This window comes from Corallococcus praedator, assembly GCF_003612125.1.
Taxonomy (GTDB): Bacteria; Myxococcota; Myxococcia; order Myxococcales; family Myxococcaceae; genus Corallococcus; species Corallococcus praedator.
In genome coordinates this window covers 43,787-62,101 of the sequence record NZ_RAWI01000007.1, presented here as the reverse complement: position 1 = coordinate 62,101, position 18,315 = coordinate 43,787, and the positions used below count along the sequence as shown (strand labels likewise).

Below are 18,315 nucleotides of genomic sequence, written 5' to 3'. Positions count from 1 at the left end.
CAAGGGGGCAGCACATGAGCGGTGAGGGCACACAGCCGGTGGCGGCCGTGCTGGTGAAGATGATGGATTTCCGCGTGGGCCGCGTGCTGCTGTGGACCGTGTCCGTGCTGCTCGGACTGCTGGGACTCGTACCGGGGCCGGCCAGCGGCGACATCCTCCGCGTCGCCGCCCTGCTCGGGGTCCTCGCCGCGGCGGGAAGCTTCAAGGCGTGGAGGGACGAGGGCGGGCGCTTCGGCCCCAGCTTCGGACTGCTGCCCCGGCTGGCCTTCGGGGCCGTGCTGTTTGGCGCCGCCGCGCTGCTGGTGTGGTGGCGCCGCCGCCGCGACCCGAAGTCCGCCGCGGCGGCGCTGTCACCGCCCTCCGCCGAAGAGGTGGACCGGTGGGCCACCGCCGAGCTGGCCCAGGAGCAGGCGCGATGAGCACCGCCCTCGTGGAAGTGGGGGAGCAAGCCCCTCCGGCCCGCCAGCGCGAACGCATGGCGGGGATGGCCCGGGCCGGGCTGCGGGTGCTCGTGAGCGTGGTGCCTTCACTGGTGGGCTCCGGCTTCTGGGGCGCGCTGAAGGGCTTCTTCCTCTTCGGAAGCTTCGGCCTGGTGATGGCCGGCGTCTTCGTGCTGGTGCCCCGCCTGTCCGGCGCGGCGCCCACCCCTGTGTGGCTGGAGGTCCTGAGCTTCGTGCTCACGCCGCTCGCCCTGGCCCTCTCCGGAGGCTACGTGCTGATGGTCCACGCCGTCAGCGCCCGGCTCGCCCGCGAGGTGCAGGAGCGCGGGTTGATGGGCTACGCCTACGCGGTCATCAAGCCCGCCACGCTCCAGGCCGCCCGGCGCCTGCGAGGTGCCGGCGCCACCAGCCGCGAGGAGCTCACCCGCGCCATCGAGCAGTCCGTGGCGGAGCGGTTGAAGGAGGTGCCACAGGAGGAGCCTGACGCACCGCCCTCCCGCACCGAACGGCTGGAGCGCTTCCTCATGGAGCAGTCCCGCCGGGTCCTGGGCCTCATCGCCCTGCGCGCGGTGGTGACGTCGCCGGATGTCCCCTCCGCGGTGCGGGAGCTGGAGACGCTGGCCATCGACCGGCTGGAGGGCGCGCTGGTGGAGACGCTGGAGGACATGTTCTTCATCCAGAAGGTGCTCGCGCTCGGAGCGGGCGTGCTCGTCGCCGCCGTGCCGACGTTCATCCTCCTCGCGCTGTCCCGCTGAAGCCGGCGGGCCCTGGCGTCAGGGCCCCGAAGCCCGGCCGAAGTCCCAACGCGTGATGAGCTGCTTGCGAGGCATCACCGCCGCGAGCGCCAGCGGGGCCCGCGTCCAGAGCAGGTTCTCCGCGTCCTCCACCGCGCCCAGTGCATGGAGCGGCCCGGGCGTCCCCAGCACCTGCTGGGCGTAGAGGCGCGAGGGTCCCGGCTCCGTCTGGAGATAGGTGAGCCAGCCACCCTCGGGTGAGAACTCGCCCAGCTCCACCCGCTCCAGGGGCGACAGCTTCACGAGCGGTGTCAGCGTCGCTTCCTGGTCGTCCCAGGTGGCCCGCCAGACGCCGCTCACATCCCGGTCCTTGTCCTTGTCCGAGGAAGGCAGTCCCGCGACGGTGAAGACCGCCAGCGGCTGGGTGGGATGCAGCCGCAGCTCGTCCAGGCGCAGGCCGCCGGAGCCCGCCAGGAGGACGGCCAGGGCGCGCGCCAGCGGATGGTCCAGGGGCCCGTCCAGCGCGGGGCCGTGCACCTGCACCTCGTTGTCCTTGCGCAGGACGAGCACGCCCGCGCCCGCGTCCCAGACGAAGCCGCCGTCGTGGCCCATCTCCCGCTCACCCACGGTCTTCGCCTTGGGCCCGCTCAGGTCCAGCACGCGCAGCCGGAAGTCCACGCTTCCGGTGTTCAGGTAGTTCTTCAAATCCCGTATCAGCACGGCGATGCGGCGCGGCTCCACCGACAGCCACCGCGCGCCCACCGGGGTTTCATCCATCTTCCTGGCGGCCATGTGCATCTGGTGGCGCTGCTGCGTCAGGTCGTAGACGACCAGCAGCCGCGTCTGCAGGTAGGCGCAGGCGTCGGGAATCACGGCGGGCGAAATGGCCTGGAGGTCTCCGCCAGACACCTGCGGCAGGTAGCCCTTGTCCACCCGGGACGTCTGGGCGGAGTCCGCGCCCAACGTCAGCATGCGCAGCGTTTCGTCGAAGAGGATGACGGCCGCGGCGCCGGGCCGGGGCGTAGGCATCACCAACGCCAGTTGCTCCGCTGTCACCGGCAGCGGGTAGCTCCGGGCGGCCGACGGGAAGGGCAGGCTCTGGCTCAGTGTGAGGGGCACGGGAGGCATTCAGGCTCCAGGATGGCGTGTCACGACGTGGGCACCACGTTCACGAAGCGGACCTGATCCTCGTAGAGCAGCCCCTTGTCATCCCCGGGAGCGTTCTCCACCTTCTCCAGCACGGCCGCCAGGTTCTTGAGGATGGGATGGTTGCGCATCATCCGCTCCTGCGTCTTGGCGAAGTGCTTCTTCTTCTCCTTCTCCGTCAGCGCCTTTGTCTCCACGAAGGCCTCAATGCCTTTCTTGAGGTTGTCCGCGATGACGGGCAGCCCGTAGAAGCGCATCGGGTTCACCACCGCGAACTGGTAGAAGAGGTTGATCTTCCGGGGCAGGTTGAGACGCTCCTCGACGAGCGCCAGGCCCTTGAGGGTCTCCTCGTACCATTTCGAGTATTTCTTCTTGGACGCGAGGATCATGTACCAGTCGGTGCCGAACATGATCTTCGTCAGCATGTGCTTCTGCTCGCAGACCTTGGCCAGCCCCTCCCACATCAAGGGAAGCTTCTCCTCGCGCTCCAGCTTCTTGAAGGCCTGCGCCTCCTTCTTCGAGCGCTCCGGAGACGGCATCAGCGGATCCAGCAGGGGCAGGTACGACAGGTCCGTGTGGAAGTTGTCGTACTTCTTGCAGAGCTCGATGATGGACGTCACCCAGTTCTTCTCGTAGGGCACGTCGTCCTCGTCGAAGCACTTGCCGTTCTCGTCCTTCAGGTAGTGCCACCACAGGCACCGGTCCGAGGCGAAGTGGGCCAGACACAGCTTGAGCTTGTCGTGGCGCTCCAGCAGCGGCCGCCACGCCTCCGGGTGCAGGTGCTTCTCCTTGAAGTACTTCAGGCGCAGGGGCGGATCCTGGAGCATCTTCTGCGTGTCGCCTCCGGCGCGTGCGAGCCGCGCCGGCATGTCCTCGTGCATGCGGACGACGCGAGCGGCCTTCTCATAGGCCTCGCCGGTCTCATCCATCGCGGCCCGCGCGTCGTTGTATTCGCCGTAGGCCTTCCAGTATTCGGGATCGGTCGGCAGCATGGAGATGGCCGACAGGTCTGGCGCGAGCGTCCCGTACTGAGTGTACAGATGAGGGTCCAGCGGCAGGCTGTGCTCGGCGCAGTAGTCCTCGAAGGTCTTCTCCTTCTGGGAGAAGGTCTCCTTCGCGTCCAGGTACGTGCCGCGCTTCTTGCGCGCGTCCGCGTAGGCGTCCTTGTCCGCCTGACTGAGCGCACCCGCCGCGGCCGGATCCAGCTCGATGTAGAGCTTGCGGTCGTGCGTGAAGTGACCGCTCGGGGTGCAGTGGTTCATGATGGGCACGCCCTCCCCCGCGCACTTCGCGAAGAACTCCGCCAGGGCCGGCACGTTCGGATCCGTGGGCTGGTAGGCCTGGGACGTGTACATCTTGAAGCCCGCGAACATGCCCGCCTGCGTCTTCGTGGCCAGCTCCGCGAAGGGCTTGCTCCAGTCAGGAGAGAGTGACGCCTCCGGGAAGGCCTTCTCCTTGCCCGTCCACTGCGAGTAGCGGCGCGGCTCGTAGTGATACATGGGGATGAGCCGGAACGGGTGTTCGGCGCACGCCGTCTTCGTGGCCAGGACCTGCGCGTTCCAGGGCTCGAAGATGCCCAACTCCCCGGGGTGGGCGACGCTCAGGTCGGGCCGCTCGTCGACGTCTCCCGTGAGGCGGGTGCTGAAGGTGTAGTAGGAATCTCCGCCGTCGGGAGGCTTCACCTCCGTGTAGACGCTCTGGCCCTTGTAGCCATCCAGATGGCACAGGTCCATGTCCATGGTCAGCACGATGGAGATGCCCAGGAAGGACGGCTCGCAGTCGCGCAGGTGCTTCGTCGCGTCGGACTTGCGGAACACGGAGAACACGCTGTCGTTCTGATCGACGGTGTCCCCGCCAATCTTCAACGTATCGCGCGGAGACCAGCCCACGAAGGGTTGGAACCACTGGAGGACGAGCACGCCCACGCCGTTGAGGAACTTGCGCGAGCTGGCCGGCGACAGGATGCCGCCCAAGCGCGGCTCCAACTGCGTGTAGTACGCCACCGGGAACGGCGTGCAGTTGCCGCTCATGATGTGCATGTGCGCGTCGATGACGACGGGCGGCAGCGGCAGCTTCTCCGACGCGAGCAGCGAGGCGCTGGAGCCACCGGGCAGCTCGATGAAGGCATCCGGGATGGTGACGCTGTCCCCGGGCTTGATTTCATTGGGCCCGCGCTTGCCCCGCAGCGACTCGTTGGACTTGTGCTCGTAGATGTTCTTCCAGTCACTGAAGCCAAACAGCGAGGCGAGGCCCTGGGGCGTGTCGCCATCCTGGACGGTGTAGTTCTTCATGGTGTCCTCAGGTGCGCTTCAGCTCTTGGAGATTCCCGCATCCAGGTCGGGGAAGGAGATGCGAAGCGGGCCGGGCGGGATGTCCTTCAACTTCGCCTTGCCGCTGCCATCCAGCGTGCCCTTCTGCACGGTGCCGTCTGGCAGCTCCGCCTCGAAGGCCACGTTGGAGAGCGCCTTGCCGTCCGGCCCCTTGAGCTGGAGGTCCATGGGCGCGGGCTTCTCCTGCGTGAGCTTCTCGATGTCCTTGAGCTTCGCCTTCTTGTCCTTGAGCGAGCCGGAGCCTTCCATCTTCACCTTCGCGCCCTTGAACTTCACCTCGGAGCCGTCGACGGTGAGCGTCTTCGCGAAGAGCTTCACCGCGCCGGACTTCTCCATGTCGAGGATGAGGTGGTCACCCACCATCAGCGAGAAGCGGTCCGCCTTCAGCCCGAACGTCTTCGCGAGCCACGCCGTCGCCTCCTCCACCTTCACCTGGGAGTCCGCCCCGGCCTGCTCGCCCAGGTCCTTGCCCACCGTCACGGTCAGCTGCTTCTTCGCCTCCGTGACGAAGTCCCCGCCCACCTTGCGCGAGCTGTCCCCGCCCACGGACTCCTGCCGCGTGCCAATGACATACTCGGTGGAGGCGCCGCCAATCTGGAGCGAGCGCAGCCCCCCCGTGGCCTCGTTGTACGCGAGCGCCACGTTGACCAGCGAGGCCCCACCGATGGTCTGCGCCCGCGCGGCGCCCACGTCCATCATCGCGCCCTGCGCGACGAAGACCGTCTCCTTGCCGCCCACCGTCACCGCCTGATTGCCTTCCACCGTCTCGTCGTGGCTGCCCTGGGTGGTGCTGGTGCGGTCCTTGTGCACCTGGAGCGTCTGGTGGCCCTCGACGACGCCCACGTCGTCCTTCTTGACGAAGAGGAACTGGTTGCCCTCCACGGTGCGCGCCCGGTCCTTCTTCACCAGCAGGTCCTCGAAGGCCCGGACCTCCTGGTCCTTGTCGTTCTCCGTGACCAGGTCCTGGTCCTTCTGCGCGTGGTGGAAGACCTCCTCCTGGCCCTTGGCGTCCTCGAAGCGCAGCTCGTTGAAGCCGTCGCTGCCCTTGCTGGAGGCGCTCTTGTGGGTGCTCTTCGTCTTCTCGTCCGGCAGCGCGTAGGGCGTCGCGTTGGCGCCGTTGTAGACGGAGCCCGCGACCAGCGGCCGGTCGGGGTCCCCCTCCAGGAAGCGCACCACCACCTCCTGCCCGATGCGCGGCAGGACGAGCGCGCCCCACGCGGGGCCGCCCAGCGCCTGGCTGGTGCGCACCCAGCAGGACGCCTTCTCATCCCGCTGGCCGTCCCGGTCCCAGTGGAACTGGACCTTGATGCGGCCGTGCACGTCGGTGTGGATCTCCTCGCCGGCCGGGCCCACCACCTGCGCCGTCTGGAGCCCGGTGATGCGGTGCCGGGGCGTGAGCCGCCGGGGACGGAAGGGCACGTTGGCGGGCATCACCTGGAACTGGTTGCGGTACAGCCCGCCCAGGGCCTCGCGGCCTCCGTGGGTCTCCGGCTGGCCGCCGTGGTGGCGCACCGTCACCACGACGTAGCGGCCCTCGTGCGTGCCGTCGTCCTCCACCTGCAACAGGTGACCAGAGGTGAGGCGGGGACAGATGCCCTCCCCTTCGAGCGTCAGCGCGGCCTGGGTGGCCTCCTGGACGCGCACCCGCGCCGCCGCCTTGCCCGTGCCCGCGGCCACGTACCCGCCGGGGTAGTCGTACACCTCCAGCGCCTCCATCCCCTCGGAGGACTTCGACTTGCCGGACACGTCCAGCGACGGCTTCTCGAAGTCGAAGTCCTTCAGGTGCACCGCGCCGGGACGCAGCCTGCGCACGCGTCGCAGGTCCGTCAGGTATTCGCCCGTCTCCACCCGGCCGTCCTCGTCACGCAGGGGCAGCGCGGCGCCACCGGGCGGCGCCTCATGGACGCTGGGGGCATCCCCGAGCACCAGGACGTGCCCCTCCTCCGAGTGCTCGAAGAAGTAGAAGATGCCCTCCCACTCCATCAGGCGACTGAGGAAGTCGAAGTCCGTCTCACGGTACTGGGTGCAGTACTCGCGCGGCGCGTGGCTTTCGTGAAGGCTGACGCGCACCTCCACCTTCGCGGAGGTGAGGACGTCCTTGAGGATGTCCGGCACGGACTTCCCCTGGAAGATGCGGCTGCGCTTCACCTGCGTGAGGCGCCACAGCGCGGGGACGATGCGCGCGCGGTAGCGCCAGCGGCCGTCGCGAAGCCCCAGGGACTCCACCGTGCGCACCATCCCGTGCACGTGGCGCGGCGTCCCGCCCGGCTGGGTCACCGTCAACAGGGCCTCCGCCCCCACCAGGGGCGCGGTGTCCAGGGACTCGGGCGCCAGCGGCGCGAAGTCCACGCTGAAGTCGAAGAGGCGGCTCAGGCCCTCCTCGCCCTTCAACCGCTCCACGACCAGTGAGTCAGCCTCGAGGGCTCCCACCCGCAGGGTGAAGGCGGGTGATTTGGCGTTGGGCATGGACTTCCCCCGTCAGTGCAAGGCTTGCGACCGAAAGGGCTACCATACCAGGAGTGTGCAAGCGCTGCACCGCGAGGCCGTGAAAAGAATTGCCCTCCGGAGGGTGGGAGGTTGGGGTCGGATGTGGATGGCTTCGGCCCGGGGCCGCTACCGCCCGAGCCGGGCCGCCAGCTCCAACCGGGCCGCGACGGCCAGCGCATCCGCGCGGTTGTTCTCCACGTCATCCGAGTGGCCCCGCACCCAGTGCCAGGACACCTCGTGGGTGCGCACGGCCTCCAGCAATTCGCGCCACAGGTCCGCGTTGGACACGGCCTTCTTGTCCGACGTGCGCCAGCCGTTGCCCTGCCACTTGTCCAGCCACTTCGCCTCGAAGGCGTTGCACACGTACTTGGAGTCGGTGAACACCTGCACGCGGCACGGCATCTTCAGGGCCTTCAACGCCACGAGCGCCGCGGTCAGCTCCATCCGGTTGTTGGTGGAGTCCGCCTCCGAGCCCTGGAGCTCCTTGCGGTAGGACTTCCGCTCCGGGGCGATGAGGATGGCCCCCCAGCCGCCCAGGCCGGGGTTCGGCGAACAGGCGCCGTCGCAGTAGATGTGGACGAGAGGGAGCGACATCGAACGCGCACCCTACCCCGGGGCTCAGGGGATGACGATGCGCGAGTGCAGGCCCCGGCCGTCGTAGGCCGCCGCGCCGCAGCGGGCATGTGCCCAGTCCCCATTCACCGCCGAGCAGATGCGGAAGGCCTGGATGTTGGAAGGGGCCACGTTGATGCCCGGCGTGTCGCAACGCCCCTGGTAGGTCCAGGCCAGGCTCTTGTTGACGGACGCCACGCCGATGCAGGGGCCAATCCACGCGCCGGTGTCCCGCCGCTGCACGTCGATGGAGTACTGGGCCGGGGTCTGCAGCTCGTTCCACTCCAGGTCCACGAACGGCGTGAAGCCCCCCGGCAGCTCCAGGGAGACGTCGTCGGAGATGCCGTCATACGCCTTCTCCACGAAGGCCCCCCAGGCGCCGTTGATGGCGTAGAAGATGCGGAAGGCGGCGATGTCCCCCTTCGTCACCACGCGGTCCCCCGCGCTGCGGCACACGCCGTCGAAGACCGTCTTGTTGGACTGGCCCAGGAGCGCCACGGAGCTGCACGGCCCAATCACCGACCCGTCCCGCAGGACGACGTCCAGCGAGTAGCTGTAGCCGTTGAGCTTGTTCCAGCGGACGCTCACCTGATTGAGGGAGGTCATCGCGCCGTCGGGCTTGAAGCCGACGCGCTGCATGTACGTGCTGCGCGAGGTGAGGTTGCCCGCGGTGTCGAAGGCGCCGACATGGAAGACATTGAAGTACTCCCCCCGGCGCTCGACGATGACGTTGTGGCCGTGGCTCTGCACCAGCTTGCCGGCGGAGTTGCGCAGCGGCAGGGACAACCGCCGCACCGCGCGCGCCCGCGTGAGCTGGGGAATGGAGTCCGCCATCACGTAATACATGGCGTACTGGCTGTTGTACCAACCGCCGCTGAAGAGCAGGTAGTAGATGCCATTGCGCTTGAAGACCTCCGGGGCCTCGTTGATGCCCTCCTCATGGGCAGGCGTCGCGAACACGGCCGGGCCCGCGTGGTTGTAGACGGTGCCCGGGGCCGCCATGTTGAAGGAGGAGATGTTGTTGCCCCGGTCGAACCAGACATAGAAGAACCAGCGGTCCGCCACGTCGTTGTACGTCGCCGAGTCGATGCGGATGTTCCGGTTGCAGCCCTGCGGCAGGCAGCCCGTCGCGGTGGAGGTGCGAGGCCACGTCGTGTTGGCGTTGAGCGGCTGGGGCGCGCCGAAGTTCAGGTTCAGGTCCGGCGCCGTGGCGACGAAGGTCGTCACCTCCTGGCCGGCCGGTGGGCACGCCGCGCCGTTGGGCACCCGGTGCGCGGAGAAGTGGAGCTGGTAGGCACCGTTGGACTTGTTGAGGTCCGGCGCCCAGAGGAAGCAGTAGTCGTAGGTCGGATCCGCCGCGGACGGATTGTAGTCGCGCTTGAAGCGGAACGCCGTGAGGTCGTTCGACTCGTAGAGCGGCAGCACCACGCCGTTGCCCGTGCCGGTGAGGAAGAACAGGTCGTCGTTCTCCTTGTAGACCTCCGGGTCCGCCAGCCACGGCATCACCAGCGTCCGCGCGTTGTCACCGGCCGCCAGCGCCGCGCTTGAAACCTCCTCCGGCGCGGGGACCGTCCCGCCTCCACACCCGACAACCCCCGCGAAGAGCGTGGACAGCCACCCGACGACACGAACGGTCTTCATGAGCCCTCTCCCTCAAACCAATATTTCTGGAATTTCTAGAAATATCAGGAAGAAGGCAAGAGGGCGGAGTCAGTCATCCCGCTTGGGGGACGGAGGCATCTCCGTGTTGTAGATGTTGATGGAGCCGTCATCGATGGACTTCTTCGACCCGAACACCATCGTCTGCACATTCGGCGGGAACACGGGGCTGGGGACGTGCATGCCGGACGCCTTCCAGTAGTGCCCGAAGGCGTTGGTGGGGAGGATGAGCTTCGTCCCCAACGTGGTCGCCGCATCCTCCAGCACCATGGAGCAGGTGCGGCAGGGGGTCTTCACGCCGCCCACGAACGCGGGGAGCACCTCGCTCAGGAGGCCCGCACCGTCGAGCGCCATCAGGATGGGATGGAAGAGCTCCTCGGCGTGGATCTTCTTCTTCGTGAAGTAGGTGTCGCCCTCGCCCTTCGTCTTCTTCTTGGGCAGGACCACGTAGACCTTGCCGCTCACCACCGGGGACTCCACCGACCAGTGCTTGAAGCCGTCCTGGGTCGCGCTCTTCGCGACGACCAGTTCCTCGATGTCCGTGGCCGCGAACTTCAGCGACCGCTGGATCTCCTGGAACACGTACTCCCACTTGAACCGGAAGTAGTCCGGGTATTTCTCACTGCCGAACTCGGCCTGGTACACGGGGAGCTTCTCCGTGTGCTCCTTGCCGAAGTTGCGCATCGCCGTCTTGTAGCCCCCTGTCAGGGTGCCCTTCAGGTCGACCTTCGCCAGGAAGGCCTTGACGGAGCCTTCCGTCTTGAGCGCGGCCAGCAGGCTGGTGGAGAACGTGAGGTTGTTCGTCGACAGGAAGAGCGAGCCGTTGGCCCACAGGGCCTGGAGCTCCACCGGGTTGTTGCCATCCCCGCCTCCGTTGAACTCCACCACGTACAGCAGCGAGCAGAGCCTGCGCAGGAAGGAGTTGGGGCCCAGCTCCCGGTAGTCCCACGGGAGGCTCCGGTCCGCGAGCTTCGCCGCGTTGACGACCGTGGGCGCCGACTTGTTCATCTTCGGGTAGACCGTCGTGCCCACCGTCTCCTCCGAGGTCAAGTCGTCGCGGTACCGCTTGAGGGCCACCACCGTCCCATCGTGGAGCTCGGTCTTCAGCGGGTTCCGCTTGTCCGGCAGCGCTCCGTTCTTCGTCTTGAACCTCTCCCGGAAGCGCTTCTTCTCCTGGTACGTGGCCTCGCTCCTCGCCAGGTGCGCGTTGGGGTCCGTGGGTCCGAAGACGAACGCACGGGGGAGCTTGTCCGCGCTCTCCAACTCGAGGGCCAGGTTCGGCTTCTTGTGCGAGCCGCCGCGGAACCCCTCCTCCAGCGCTTCCAATTCCAGCGCCGTCGTGTCGTCGTAGAGGTCCAGGTCGTCCCATTCGCGCTTGCCCAGCACCCCCAGCTCCTTGCGCTTCGCCATCCGCGCCGGCTTGCCTGAGACCTGCGGCTTGACGATGAAGACCGCGTCCGACTTGTGGCACTTCATGCACACGGGCCGGGCGCCCTTGAGCGTCGGGTAGTCGTCCGCCGTGCACATCCCCGAGGTGCGGTCGCACCGCCGACAGTGCCAGGTGAAGTAGTTCACCGACCGCGTCTCGACGATGCTGCTCCCGTGCTTCGTGGAGCACGGCACGCACTTGGGGACCGCGCCGGGCCGTTCGCTCTCCGTGAAGAGCTCACTGACCTGCTTGCAGGTCTTGCATTCGAAATAGAAGAACATCGGTCTCCAAATGCTCCCCGCGTGGGTTCGGCCCCGTCAAGCCGGCGGCCCCCTGGAAGCCCTGCCCGCCCGGAGGCCTGTCGCGGGACGGACGACCTTTGACGCTCCGGCCGCGATCCGCTATACCCACCGCGATATTGATTATCAAAATCATTTGATATCAGTAGCCAGCCTGGATTGAACGACCCCGTGAGCACCTCTCCCCGGCGTTTCCCTCCCCTTCTCGCGGCCGTTGGCGGCGTCGCGGTCCTCGGGCTCGCGGTCTTCGGTCTGCGCGCCTCGCGTTCCTCCACGCCAGTCCCGGAAGCGGCCGTGCCTGCGGCGTCGGCGCCCTCCGCGGGCCGGACCTTCACCCACGGGCAGGGCAGCACCGTGGTGGCGGAGCATCCGAAGCAGGTGGTGGTGTTCGACCTGGCCGCGCTGGACACGCTGGACGCGCTGGGCGTGGACGTCCAGGGGGTGGCCGGCGAGTACTTCCCCGGGCAGTTGGCGAAGTACGGGGACGCGAAGAAGTACCCCCGGTTCGGGACGCTGTTCGAGCCCGACTACGAGGCCCTGAGCGCCGCGCGGCCCGACCTCATCATCACCGGAGGGCGCTCCAGCGCGCGGTACTCGAAGCTGAAGGACATCGCGCCCGCCATCGATCAACCCACGGACGACGCGCACTACCTGGACACCATGACGGCCAACACGGAGCGGCTGGCGGCGGTGTTCGGCAGGGAGGAGAAGGCCCGGGCCCTCCTGGCGGACCTGCGCCAGTCCATCGAGGCCCTGAAGAAGACCACCGCGACGCGGGGCCGGGGGCTCGTCGTGCTGACCACGGGCGGGCGGATGACCGCCTATGGCCCGGGCTCCCGCTTCGGGGTGCTGCACGAGGGCTTCGGCATCCCGGCCGCGGCCCCAGCGCTCAAGGCGTCCCTGCATGGGGAGGCCATCGGGTCTGAGTTCATCCTGGAGACCAACCCGGACTGGCTGTTCGTCATCGACCGCGACGCGGCCATTGGCGAGGGGGGCGGCGCCCAGCGGCTGCTCGACAACGAGCTGGTGCGCCAGACGGCGGCCTGGAAGCAGGGACAGGTCGTCTACCTGGAGCCGGCCAACACCTACCTCATTGGCGGAGGCATCCAGTCGGTGCGGCGCCTGATGGAGCAGATTTCGGATGTCTATGCGCAGCCTCGACAGCCCTCCGCTCCCTGAGTCGGGCACCTTCGACAGACGCGCCCCCCACCGCTCCGCCGTGGTCCCGGAGCCGGCGCTCGCCGTGCCGCGCCTGCTCGTGGCGGGCCTCGTCGTGCTGGTGCTCGCCGGGCTCAGCCTGCTGATTGGCGTCAGCCACGTGTCGTGGGACACGCTCTTCGCGGCCGGAGGGGATGACCGGGCCGTGCAGGTGCTGGTCATCAGCCGCGTGCCGCGCACCCTGGCCCTGATGCTTTCGGGCATGGCGCTGGGCGTGGCCGGCCTCATCCTGCAGATGCTCGCGCGCAACCGCTTCGTGGAGCCCTTCACGGCGGGCACCGCGGAGTCCGCGAGCCTGGGCATCCTCGCCGTCACCGTGCTGGCGCCCGAGCTGCCCGTCCTGCTCAAGACGCTGGTGGCCGCGGGCTTCGCGCTGGCGGGCACGGCGCTGTTCCTGCTCATCCTGCGGCGCATCCCGCTGCGCTCGGCGCTCGTGGTGCCGCTGGTGGGCCTGGTGCTGGGGGCCATCTTCGACGCGGCGACGACGTTCTTCGCCTACCGCTTCAACCTGCTCCAGTCGCTGTCGGCCTGGACGACGGGGGACTTCTCCAGCGTCATGCGCGGGCGCTATGAGCTGTTGTGGAGCGCCTTCGTCCTCACGGGCATCGCCTACGTCGTCGCGGACCGCTTCACGGTCGCCGGCATGGGTGAGGCCTTCACCACCAACCTGGGCCTGAACCACCGGCGCATCGTCGCGCTGGGGCTGGCCCTGGTCGCGATGGTCACCGCCGTGGTGGTGGCCACCGTGGGGATGATTCCTTTCATCGGACTCATCGTGCCGAACCTGGTCAGCCTGATGCTGGGCGACAACGCGCGGCGCTCCATCCCGTGGGTGGCGGTGATGGGCGCGGGCTTCGTGCTGCTCTGTGACATCGTCGGGCGGGTGGTGCGCTACCCGTATGAGATTCCCGTCGGCACCGTGGCGGGCGTGGTGGGCAGCCTGCTGTTCCTCCACCTGCTGCTGCGGCGGGACGCCCGTGTGGGCTAGCGCGCTCAAGCCCGAGGGCCACGAGCGGCGGCTGCTCCTGCTGGGGGGGCTGGCCCTGCTGTGCGTCGTCGTGTTCATGACCCTGGGCGCCCAGGGCCGGTGGGACTTCGTGCTGCCCTTTCGCGGGCGCAAGGTCGCGACGGTGGTGCTGGTGGCCTACGCCATCGCGGTCTCCACGGTGCTGTTCCAGACCGTGACGGAGAACCGCGTGCTGACGCCGGCCATCATGGGCTTCGACACGCTCTACGTGCTGCTGCAGACGTGCCTGCTCTTCTTCCTGGGCTCCACCGCGGTGGCGTCCCTGGACGTGCGCCTGCTGTTCGCGGTGGAGGTCACCGTCATGGTGCTCTTCTCCGGCGTGCTGCACCGGTGGCTGTTCTGGGGCGGGCGCCGGAGCATCCACCTGCTGTTGCTCACGGGCGTGGTGCTGGGCGTGCTGTTCCGCAGCCTGTCCACCTTCCTCCAGCGCGTCATCGCACCCAGCGAGTTCGCCTTCCTCCAGGACCGCTTCTTCGCCAGCTTCAACAACCCGGATCCGGACCTGCTCGCCGTGTCGGCGGTGGTGACCGTGGGGGCCTCCCTCCTGGGCCTGGGCCTGCTGCGCGCCTGCGACGTGCTGGGGCTGGGCCGAGACCTGGCCATCAACCTGGGCGTGGACCACCGCCGCACGGTGTCGCTCCTGCTGGTGGTGGTGGCGGTGCTGGTGTCGGTGTCCACGGCGCTGGTGGGGCCGGTGACGTTCTTCGGCCTGCTGGTGGCGAACCTGGCCTATGGGCTGGTGGGCTCGCACCGGCACGTGCACATCCTGCCCGCCGCCGTGTTCCTCGCGGTGATTGGCCTGCTGGGCGGGCAGTTGCTGCTGGAGCAGGTCTTCTCCTTTGGCGCCAACCTGCGTGTCATCATCGAGTTCCTGGGCGGGCTGATGTTCATTGCCCTGCTCATGCGAGGTGCCCTGCGATGATCGAGGCCCGGAACGTCTCCCGCCGCTACGGAGACACCCTGGTGGTGGACGACGTCTCCCTGCGGATCCCCGAACGCGGCGTCACGTCCATCATCGGGCCCAACGGCGCCGGCAAGTCCACCCTGCTGTCGATGATCAGCCGGCTGTTGCCGCTGTCCTCGGGCGTGGTGCTGGTGGACGACCTGGACGTGACGAAGACGCCCGGCGACGCGCTGGCCCGCAGGCTGGCCATCCTGCGCCAGGACAACCACCTCACCGCGCGGCTGACCGTGCGGGACCTGGTGACGTTCGGCCGCTATCCGCACTCGCGGGGGCGCCCGACGGTGGAGGACCGCGCCTTCGTGGAAGGGGCCATCCACCACCTGGGCCTGGAGCCCATCGCCCACCGCTTCCTGGACGAGCTGTCCGGCGGCCAGCGCCAGCGCGCCTTCGTGGCGATGGTGCTGTGCCAGGACACGCACTACGTGCTGCTGGATGAGCCGCTCAACAGCCTGGACATGAAGCACGCGGTGTCCATGATGCAGGAGCTGCGGCGCGCGGCGGACGCCCTGGGCAAGAGCGTCATCCTGGTGCTGCACGACCTCAACTTCGCCTCCTGCTACTCCGACCACATCATCGCGATGCGCGAGGGCAAGGTCGCCTTCCAGGGCAACGCGGAGCAGCTGATGCGCACCGAGGTCCTGCGCGGCATCTACGACCTGGACATCGCCATCCACCAGCTCGACGGGAAGTGGATCGCCGTCCACTACCGCTGAAGCCCCCGAAGCCGGGAGGGCTCAGCTTCGCGCGAGCACCACCGGCTCGGGTGCTCGGCAGTTCGTGCATCAGCACCCACTCCTGCTGTCGATGCAGGGGCAGCAGACCCGGCCCGGGGGTCCAGTCCGTCACGACGCCCGTCGGGCTTCGCCCCCAGAGCCGCCCCTGCCCGTTGTAGAGGGAGCCGTCCGGGAGGCTGTAGTCGTACTGCACGGAGAGCCAGGTCGCCTGGAAGTTCATGAGCCATACCGCCGACGGGATGGTCCGACGTCCAGACCGTCAACACCCGGGAACCGTCCACGGACACGCCCGCTCGGGTCGGCACATACCGCGGGCTGCTCGAAGAGGATGGCGTCCTCCCTCCCGCCCTCTGGCCGGACGACGGGGACACCCTGTTCATCGAGCTGCACGAGATGCCCCTGTGTGGAGGCTGCGGTCGCGCCCTCCGTGACATAGAAGAGCGCGGGCCCTCTGGACGTGCGCACCAGCTGGGTCACCGTCGCCGGGATGAGGCCCGTCTCCACCTCTACATTCGTGGTCGCGACCCGGGCCAGGGCCGTATCCAGCCGGAAGATCTGGATGCGTCCCTGCACGTCGGACGCAGCCACCAGGAAGCCTCCCTCCACGGCCAGGCTGTCCACCATCGACCCGCACGGGATCCACCGCAGCGAGGCCACCCACGCCGCATGCAATGCCAGAAGTCCCTACAGGCGTACGAGGAGTTCCTCCCTGGCACTCATCCTCGCAGGCGCCTTCGCATCGCGTCGCATGCGTCCTTCGCTTCCTTCAGGCCCACGCCGTAGCGATCCCTGTAGAGCTTGACGGCTTCAATGAGCTTGTCGTCGCGCAGGGCCTCCTCGATGTCCGCATCCCCTTCCACCGCTCCCGACGGAGCGCGCCCGAAGGGGTGCCGCTCCGCGATGAGCGCCTCCACGGAGTCCTTGGCCTCCTTCAGGCCGACCCCGTGTTGCTCGCGGTACAGCTTGATGGCGTTGATGGTCTGGTTGGCGTCGATCAGCGCCTCGATGCGGGCCTGGAACACCTCCGGGGCCAGTCGGGACGGCGCGGCCACGGGCGGCGGATCCAACGCCTGCTCATCTCGGGAGGAGCCCTCACGGAGGCGACGTTGCAAGAACGCCAGGGCGCCCCCGGCGAGGAGCGCGACAAGAATCCATCCGATGAGGATCAGGGACATGCCTCCGAGCATAGTCGGAAGGGCCTTCACGCAAGGGGTGAAGGCCCTCCGGACGTGACCCGCGATCGCACCGGCCCTGCGCGTGTCGCGAGGCCTACTGCCAGACGACGGTGAGGTCCGTCACATAGGCGGTGTAGTCACGCCCCGCGCCCTGCGCATTGGTCATGAACCAGCCGCTGGCGGCGGCGTCGAACCATCCCGCCGCATCCGGATCATCCAGGATGCCGTCGCCGTTGGTGTCCTTCAGCGTGGCGGTGCCATAGGTGACGGAGTTGGTTGCGACGACCGTCCCGTTGAGGCGGATGGAATACATGGCGAGGCCCGTGTCGCTGACCGAGACGTAGACGTCGTACCAGTTGCGATTGTACAGCCGGCCGGCACCACAGGTGTTCGGCGTCGCGAGCGCGGTGAAGTTGTAGCCGCCCCACGACGGCAGGTGGGGCGGAGCGGGAGCGGGCCAGAACTCCTCGATGAAGGCGCCGTCATACAGGGGGCACCCGTAGTCACCCGCAGTGACGATGAGCCCGATGCCGTGGATGCTGCTGGTCAGCAGGTTGCTGTAGTTGACCTGGAGGGTGCCGCGCGGAACGAAGACGAGGTGATCTCCGGACGTGGACGAGGGCGAGCCCGTGTTGGCGAACATGTCCGGCGTCCAGAGCTTGAAGCGCATCACCTGGAACCGGGCCCCAGCGGGCTTGGCGCCAATGCTGCTGACGGAGCGGTAGCTGCCGAAGGCGTAGTTGCGGTAGCTCGCGCCGGAACCGGGGCCGCAGCCCGTGGGCCCACACCGAACCCCGAAGACGTGGCCTCCCGCCACCGTGGGAGTCGGGCCCTGGTAGACGTACCCGGTGATCCCCTCGTTGACGTAGCCCTGGGACGTGAGCGTGGTCACGAGGCTGGAGCTGACGGTGTAGCGGTGCACCAGGTCCCCCGTGACGCCGTCGAAGCGGGTGAGACGGTGGAGCGGAACGGTTCCCGGGACCTGCTCGTTGTAGATGTACCCGAGGATGCCGGAGCTGACATAGCCGTACGAAGCGACCAGGGTCGCCACATCCGCCGAGTTCGTCGTGTAGAAGTGCTCCCGCTGCGGCGCGCCCTTGTACAACTGGTACAGCGCAACCGTGGTGGCCTGGGGACGGGTCTCCAGATAGAGGACCTCGCCCGTGCTGCTCCACCCGCCACTGCCCAGGTAGTACTGCGCCAGGTTCCCGTCGAGCGTGAAGAACTGGTCCGTCTCCGTCGCGTTGTAGAGGGAGTGGACCTTCTTCAGCGGCGCCACCGGGGTGTAGGGCGGAACCTGGGCCACGGCCACATTGGCCGACAGCAACATCAGGCTCCCCAACACGGTCATTGAAGCTTTCCGGATGATTCCCATGGTGATCCCTTTTTCACTTCGAGTGACTTCGCGGGATGGCATGGCAGGAGCAGAAAAACCAGTAAAACACTTTGATACCAGGCGGGCCTGGCGGAATCCCCGCCGGGCGTGCAGGCGACGTTGCCCTGGAGCTCCGGCAGTGAAAACCTGCGCGCGCTCCACCCCCTGAAAGGCAGACGCCGATGCGCGAGAAGAACCTGGAGTACACGCTGGATTGGATTGCCATCCAGGAGCTGGTGGCCGAGTACGGGCAGGCCATCGACCATGGCAAGGACACGGGCGACTGGACCCGCTGGGAGCGGGTCTTCGCGCCGGAGGTGACGGCGGACTACTCGCGCTTCATGGGCGTGCCGCCCGTCACGCAGCCGCGCGCGGTGCTGGCGAAGTTCGGCGACGTGTCGCTGGAGTGCTTCACCCGCACGCAGCACGCCACGGCCAACACCGTGCGCACCGAGTTCACGAGCAACACGCAGGCGACGGTGCACGCCTACGCGGAGGTGTCCCACTTCTTCCAGCTCAACGGCGTGCCGCAGGAGTGGACGCTGGTGGGGCGCTACACGCACGAGGTGGTGAAGACGGACAAGGAGGGGTGGCGCATCCAGAAGGTCACGCTGGATCCGATGCACCAGCGGGGCAACCTGCTGGGCCTGGAGTTCGTCCAGGGCAAGCGCCTGGGCACCCCGTAG

General features: G+C 68.0%; 16 protein-coding genes. 7 read left to right on the top strand and 9 right to left on the bottom strand.

The window, feature by feature from the left end; genetic code table 11:
• Positions 1-14 precede the first annotated feature (14 nt).
• Positions 15-419 (top strand): hypothetical protein, encoded by a 405-nt coding sequence (locus D7Y13_RS02145; protein ID WP_120582569.1) that lies wholly within the window; start codon positions 15-17, stop codon positions 417-419.
• A complete protein-coding gene (locus D7Y13_RS02140; RefSeq protein WP_120582570.1) occupies positions 416-1,195 on the top strand; it encodes a hypothetical protein in 780 nt (259 codons plus the stop codon). The genes D7Y13_RS02145 and D7Y13_RS02140 overlap by 4 nt, the downstream gene beginning before the upstream one ends.
• 18 nt (positions 1,196-1,213) lie before the next feature.
• Here the strand turns inward: D7Y13_RS02140 and D7Y13_RS02135 are convergent, their stop codons facing one another.
• The 6 genes from D7Y13_RS02135 to D7Y13_RS02110 all read right to left on the bottom strand — a co-directional run bounded on the left by D7Y13_RS02135 (position 1,214) and on the right by D7Y13_RS02110 (position 11,118).
• On the bottom strand, positions 1,214-2,293 hold the full coding sequence (locus tag D7Y13_RS02135; protein WP_147444202.1) for a hypothetical protein: 1,080 nt from the start codon (positions 2,291-2,293) through the stop codon (positions 1,214-1,216).
• A gap of 29 nt (positions 2,294-2,322) precedes the next feature.
• Positions 2,323-4,611 carry an amidohydrolase family protein gene (locus tag D7Y13_RS02130; protein ID WP_120582572.1) on the bottom strand — a complete coding sequence of 763 codons (2,289 nt, stop codon included), beginning with the start codon at positions 4,609-4,611 and terminating at the stop codon, positions 2,323-2,325.
• A gap of 18 nt (positions 4,612-4,629) precedes the next feature.
• Positions 4,630-7,116 (bottom strand): type VI secretion system Vgr family protein, encoded by a 2,487-nt coding sequence (locus D7Y13_RS02125; protein ID WP_120582573.1) that lies wholly within the window; start codon positions 7,114-7,116, stop codon positions 4,630-4,632.
• A gap of 147 nt (positions 7,117-7,263) precedes the next feature.
• Positions 7,264-7,731, bottom strand: coding sequence for a ribonuclease HI (gene rnhA, locus D7Y13_RS02120; RefSeq protein WP_120531482.1), 468 nt, complete (start codon positions 7,729-7,731; stop codon positions 7,264-7,266).
• A 24-nt stretch (positions 7,732-7,755) separates the two neighbouring features.
• Positions 7,756-9,390, bottom strand: coding sequence for a glycoside hydrolase family 43 protein (locus D7Y13_RS02115; RefSeq protein ID WP_120531481.1), 1,635 nt, complete (start codon positions 9,388-9,390; stop codon positions 7,756-7,758).
• A gap of 69 nt (positions 9,391-9,459) precedes the next feature.
• The gene (locus D7Y13_RS02110; protein ID WP_120582574.1) at positions 9,460-11,118 is read right to left on the bottom strand and encodes a tumor necrosis factor receptor family protein; all 1,659 of its coding nucleotides are present in this window, start codon (positions 11,116-11,118) and stop codon (positions 9,460-9,462) included.
• Positions 11,119-11,430: 312 nt separating this feature from the next.
• Here D7Y13_RS02110 and D7Y13_RS02105 point away from each other — a divergent pair, with 312 nt between their 5' ends.
• Genes D7Y13_RS02105 through D7Y13_RS02090 form a run of 4 tightly spaced genes read left to right on the top strand, consistent with a single transcriptional unit; the run spans position 11,431 to position 15,058 of the window.
• Complete coding sequence (locus D7Y13_RS02105; protein ID WP_233595331.1) at positions 11,431-12,315, top strand: siderophore ABC transporter substrate-binding protein; 885 nt, start codon at positions 11,431-11,433, stop codon at positions 12,313-12,315.
• On the top strand, positions 12,278-13,342 hold the full coding sequence (locus D7Y13_RS02100) for an ABC transporter permease (RefSeq protein WP_233595332.1): 1,065 nt from the start codon (positions 12,278-12,280) through the stop codon (positions 13,340-13,342). The genes D7Y13_RS02105 and D7Y13_RS02100 overlap by 38 nt, the downstream gene beginning before the upstream one ends.
• On the top strand, positions 13,332-14,303 hold the full coding sequence (locus tag D7Y13_RS02095) for an iron chelate uptake ABC transporter family permease subunit (RefSeq protein ID WP_233595333.1): 972 nt from the start codon (positions 13,332-13,334) through the stop codon (positions 14,301-14,303). The genes D7Y13_RS02100 and D7Y13_RS02095 overlap by 11 nt, the downstream gene beginning before the upstream one ends.
• Positions 14,300-15,058, top strand: coding sequence for an iron ABC transporter ATP-binding protein (locus D7Y13_RS02090; protein WP_120531477.1), 759 nt, complete (start codon positions 14,300-14,302; stop codon positions 15,056-15,058). Before D7Y13_RS02095 ends, D7Y13_RS02090 begins: the two co-directional genes overlap by 4 nt.
• 237 nt (positions 15,059-15,295) lie before the next feature.
• On the opposite strand, the gene D7Y13_RS02085 is transcribed toward D7Y13_RS02090, so the two are convergent.
• From D7Y13_RS02085 to D7Y13_RS02075, 3 genes are all read right to left on the bottom strand, one after another.
• A complete protein-coding gene (locus D7Y13_RS02085) occupies positions 15,296-15,703 on the bottom strand; it encodes a hypothetical protein (protein WP_147444203.1) in 408 nt (135 codons plus the stop codon).
• 92 nt (positions 15,704-15,795) lie between these two features.
• Entirely contained in the window at positions 15,796-16,254 is a 459-nt protein-coding gene (locus D7Y13_RS45610; RefSeq protein WP_158620291.1) for a ribosomal L7/L12 family protein, read from the bottom strand.
• Between the two features lie 94 nt (positions 16,255-16,348).
• A complete protein-coding gene (locus D7Y13_RS02075; protein ID WP_120582576.1) occupies positions 16,349-17,605 on the bottom strand; it encodes a hypothetical protein in 1,257 nt (418 codons plus the stop codon).
• A gap of 206 nt (positions 17,606-17,811) precedes the next feature.
• Here D7Y13_RS02075 and D7Y13_RS02070 point away from each other — a divergent pair, with 206 nt between their 5' ends.
• A complete protein-coding gene (locus tag D7Y13_RS02070; protein WP_120531474.1) occupies positions 17,812-18,315 on the top strand; it encodes a nuclear transport factor 2 family protein in 504 nt (167 codons plus the stop codon).

Bases quoted from the DNA above. Each gene is read 5' to 3' on its own strand.
- D7Y13_RS02070 (WP_120531474.1), top strand. From the start codon at position 17,812: ATGCGCGAGAAGAACCTGGAGTACACGCTGGATTGGATTGCCATCCAG.
- D7Y13_RS02130 (WP_120582572.1), bottom strand. From the start codon at position 4,611: ATGAAGAACTACACCGTCCAGGATGGCGACACGCCCCAGGGCCTCGCC.
- D7Y13_RS02110 (WP_120582574.1), bottom strand. From the start codon at position 11,118: ATGTTCTTCTATTTCGAATGCAAGACCTGCAAGCAGGTCAGTGAGCTC.
- D7Y13_RS02100 (WP_233595332.1), top strand. From the start codon at position 12,278: ATGTCTATGCGCAGCCTCGACAGCCCTCCGCTCCCTGAGTCGGGCACC.
- D7Y13_RS02090 (WP_120531477.1), top strand. From the start codon at position 14,300: ATGATCGAGGCCCGGAACGTCTCCCGCCGCTACGGAGACACCCTGGTG.
- D7Y13_RS02140 (WP_120582570.1), top strand. From the start codon at position 416: ATGAGCACCGCCCTCGTGGAAGTGGGGGAGCAAGCCCCTCCGGCCCGC.
- D7Y13_RS02085 (WP_147444203.1), bottom strand. From the start codon at position 15,703: ATGGTGGACAGCCTGGCCGTGGAGGGAGGCTTCCTGGTGGCTGCGTCC.
- rnhA (WP_120531482.1), bottom strand. From the start codon at position 7,731: ATGTCGCTCCCTCTCGTCCACATCTACTGCGACGGCGCCTGTTCGCCG.
- D7Y13_RS02075 (WP_120582576.1), bottom strand. From the start codon at position 17,605: ATGACCGTGTTGGGGAGCCTGATGTTGCTGTCGGCCAATGTGGCCGTG.
- D7Y13_RS02125 (WP_120582573.1), bottom strand. From the start codon at position 7,116: ATGCCCAACGCCAAATCACCCGCCTTCACCCTGCGGGTGGGAGCCCTC.
- D7Y13_RS45610 (WP_158620291.1), bottom strand. From the start codon at position 16,254: ATGTCCCTGATCCTCATCGGATGGATTCTTGTCGCGCTCCTCGCCGGG.
- D7Y13_RS02145 (WP_120582569.1), top strand. From the start codon at position 15: ATGAGCGGTGAGGGCACACAGCCGGTGGCGGCCGTGCTGGTGAAGATG.
- D7Y13_RS02115 (WP_120531481.1), bottom strand. From the start codon at position 9,390: ATGAAGACCGTTCGTGTCGTCGGGTGGCTGTCCACGCTCTTCGCGGGG.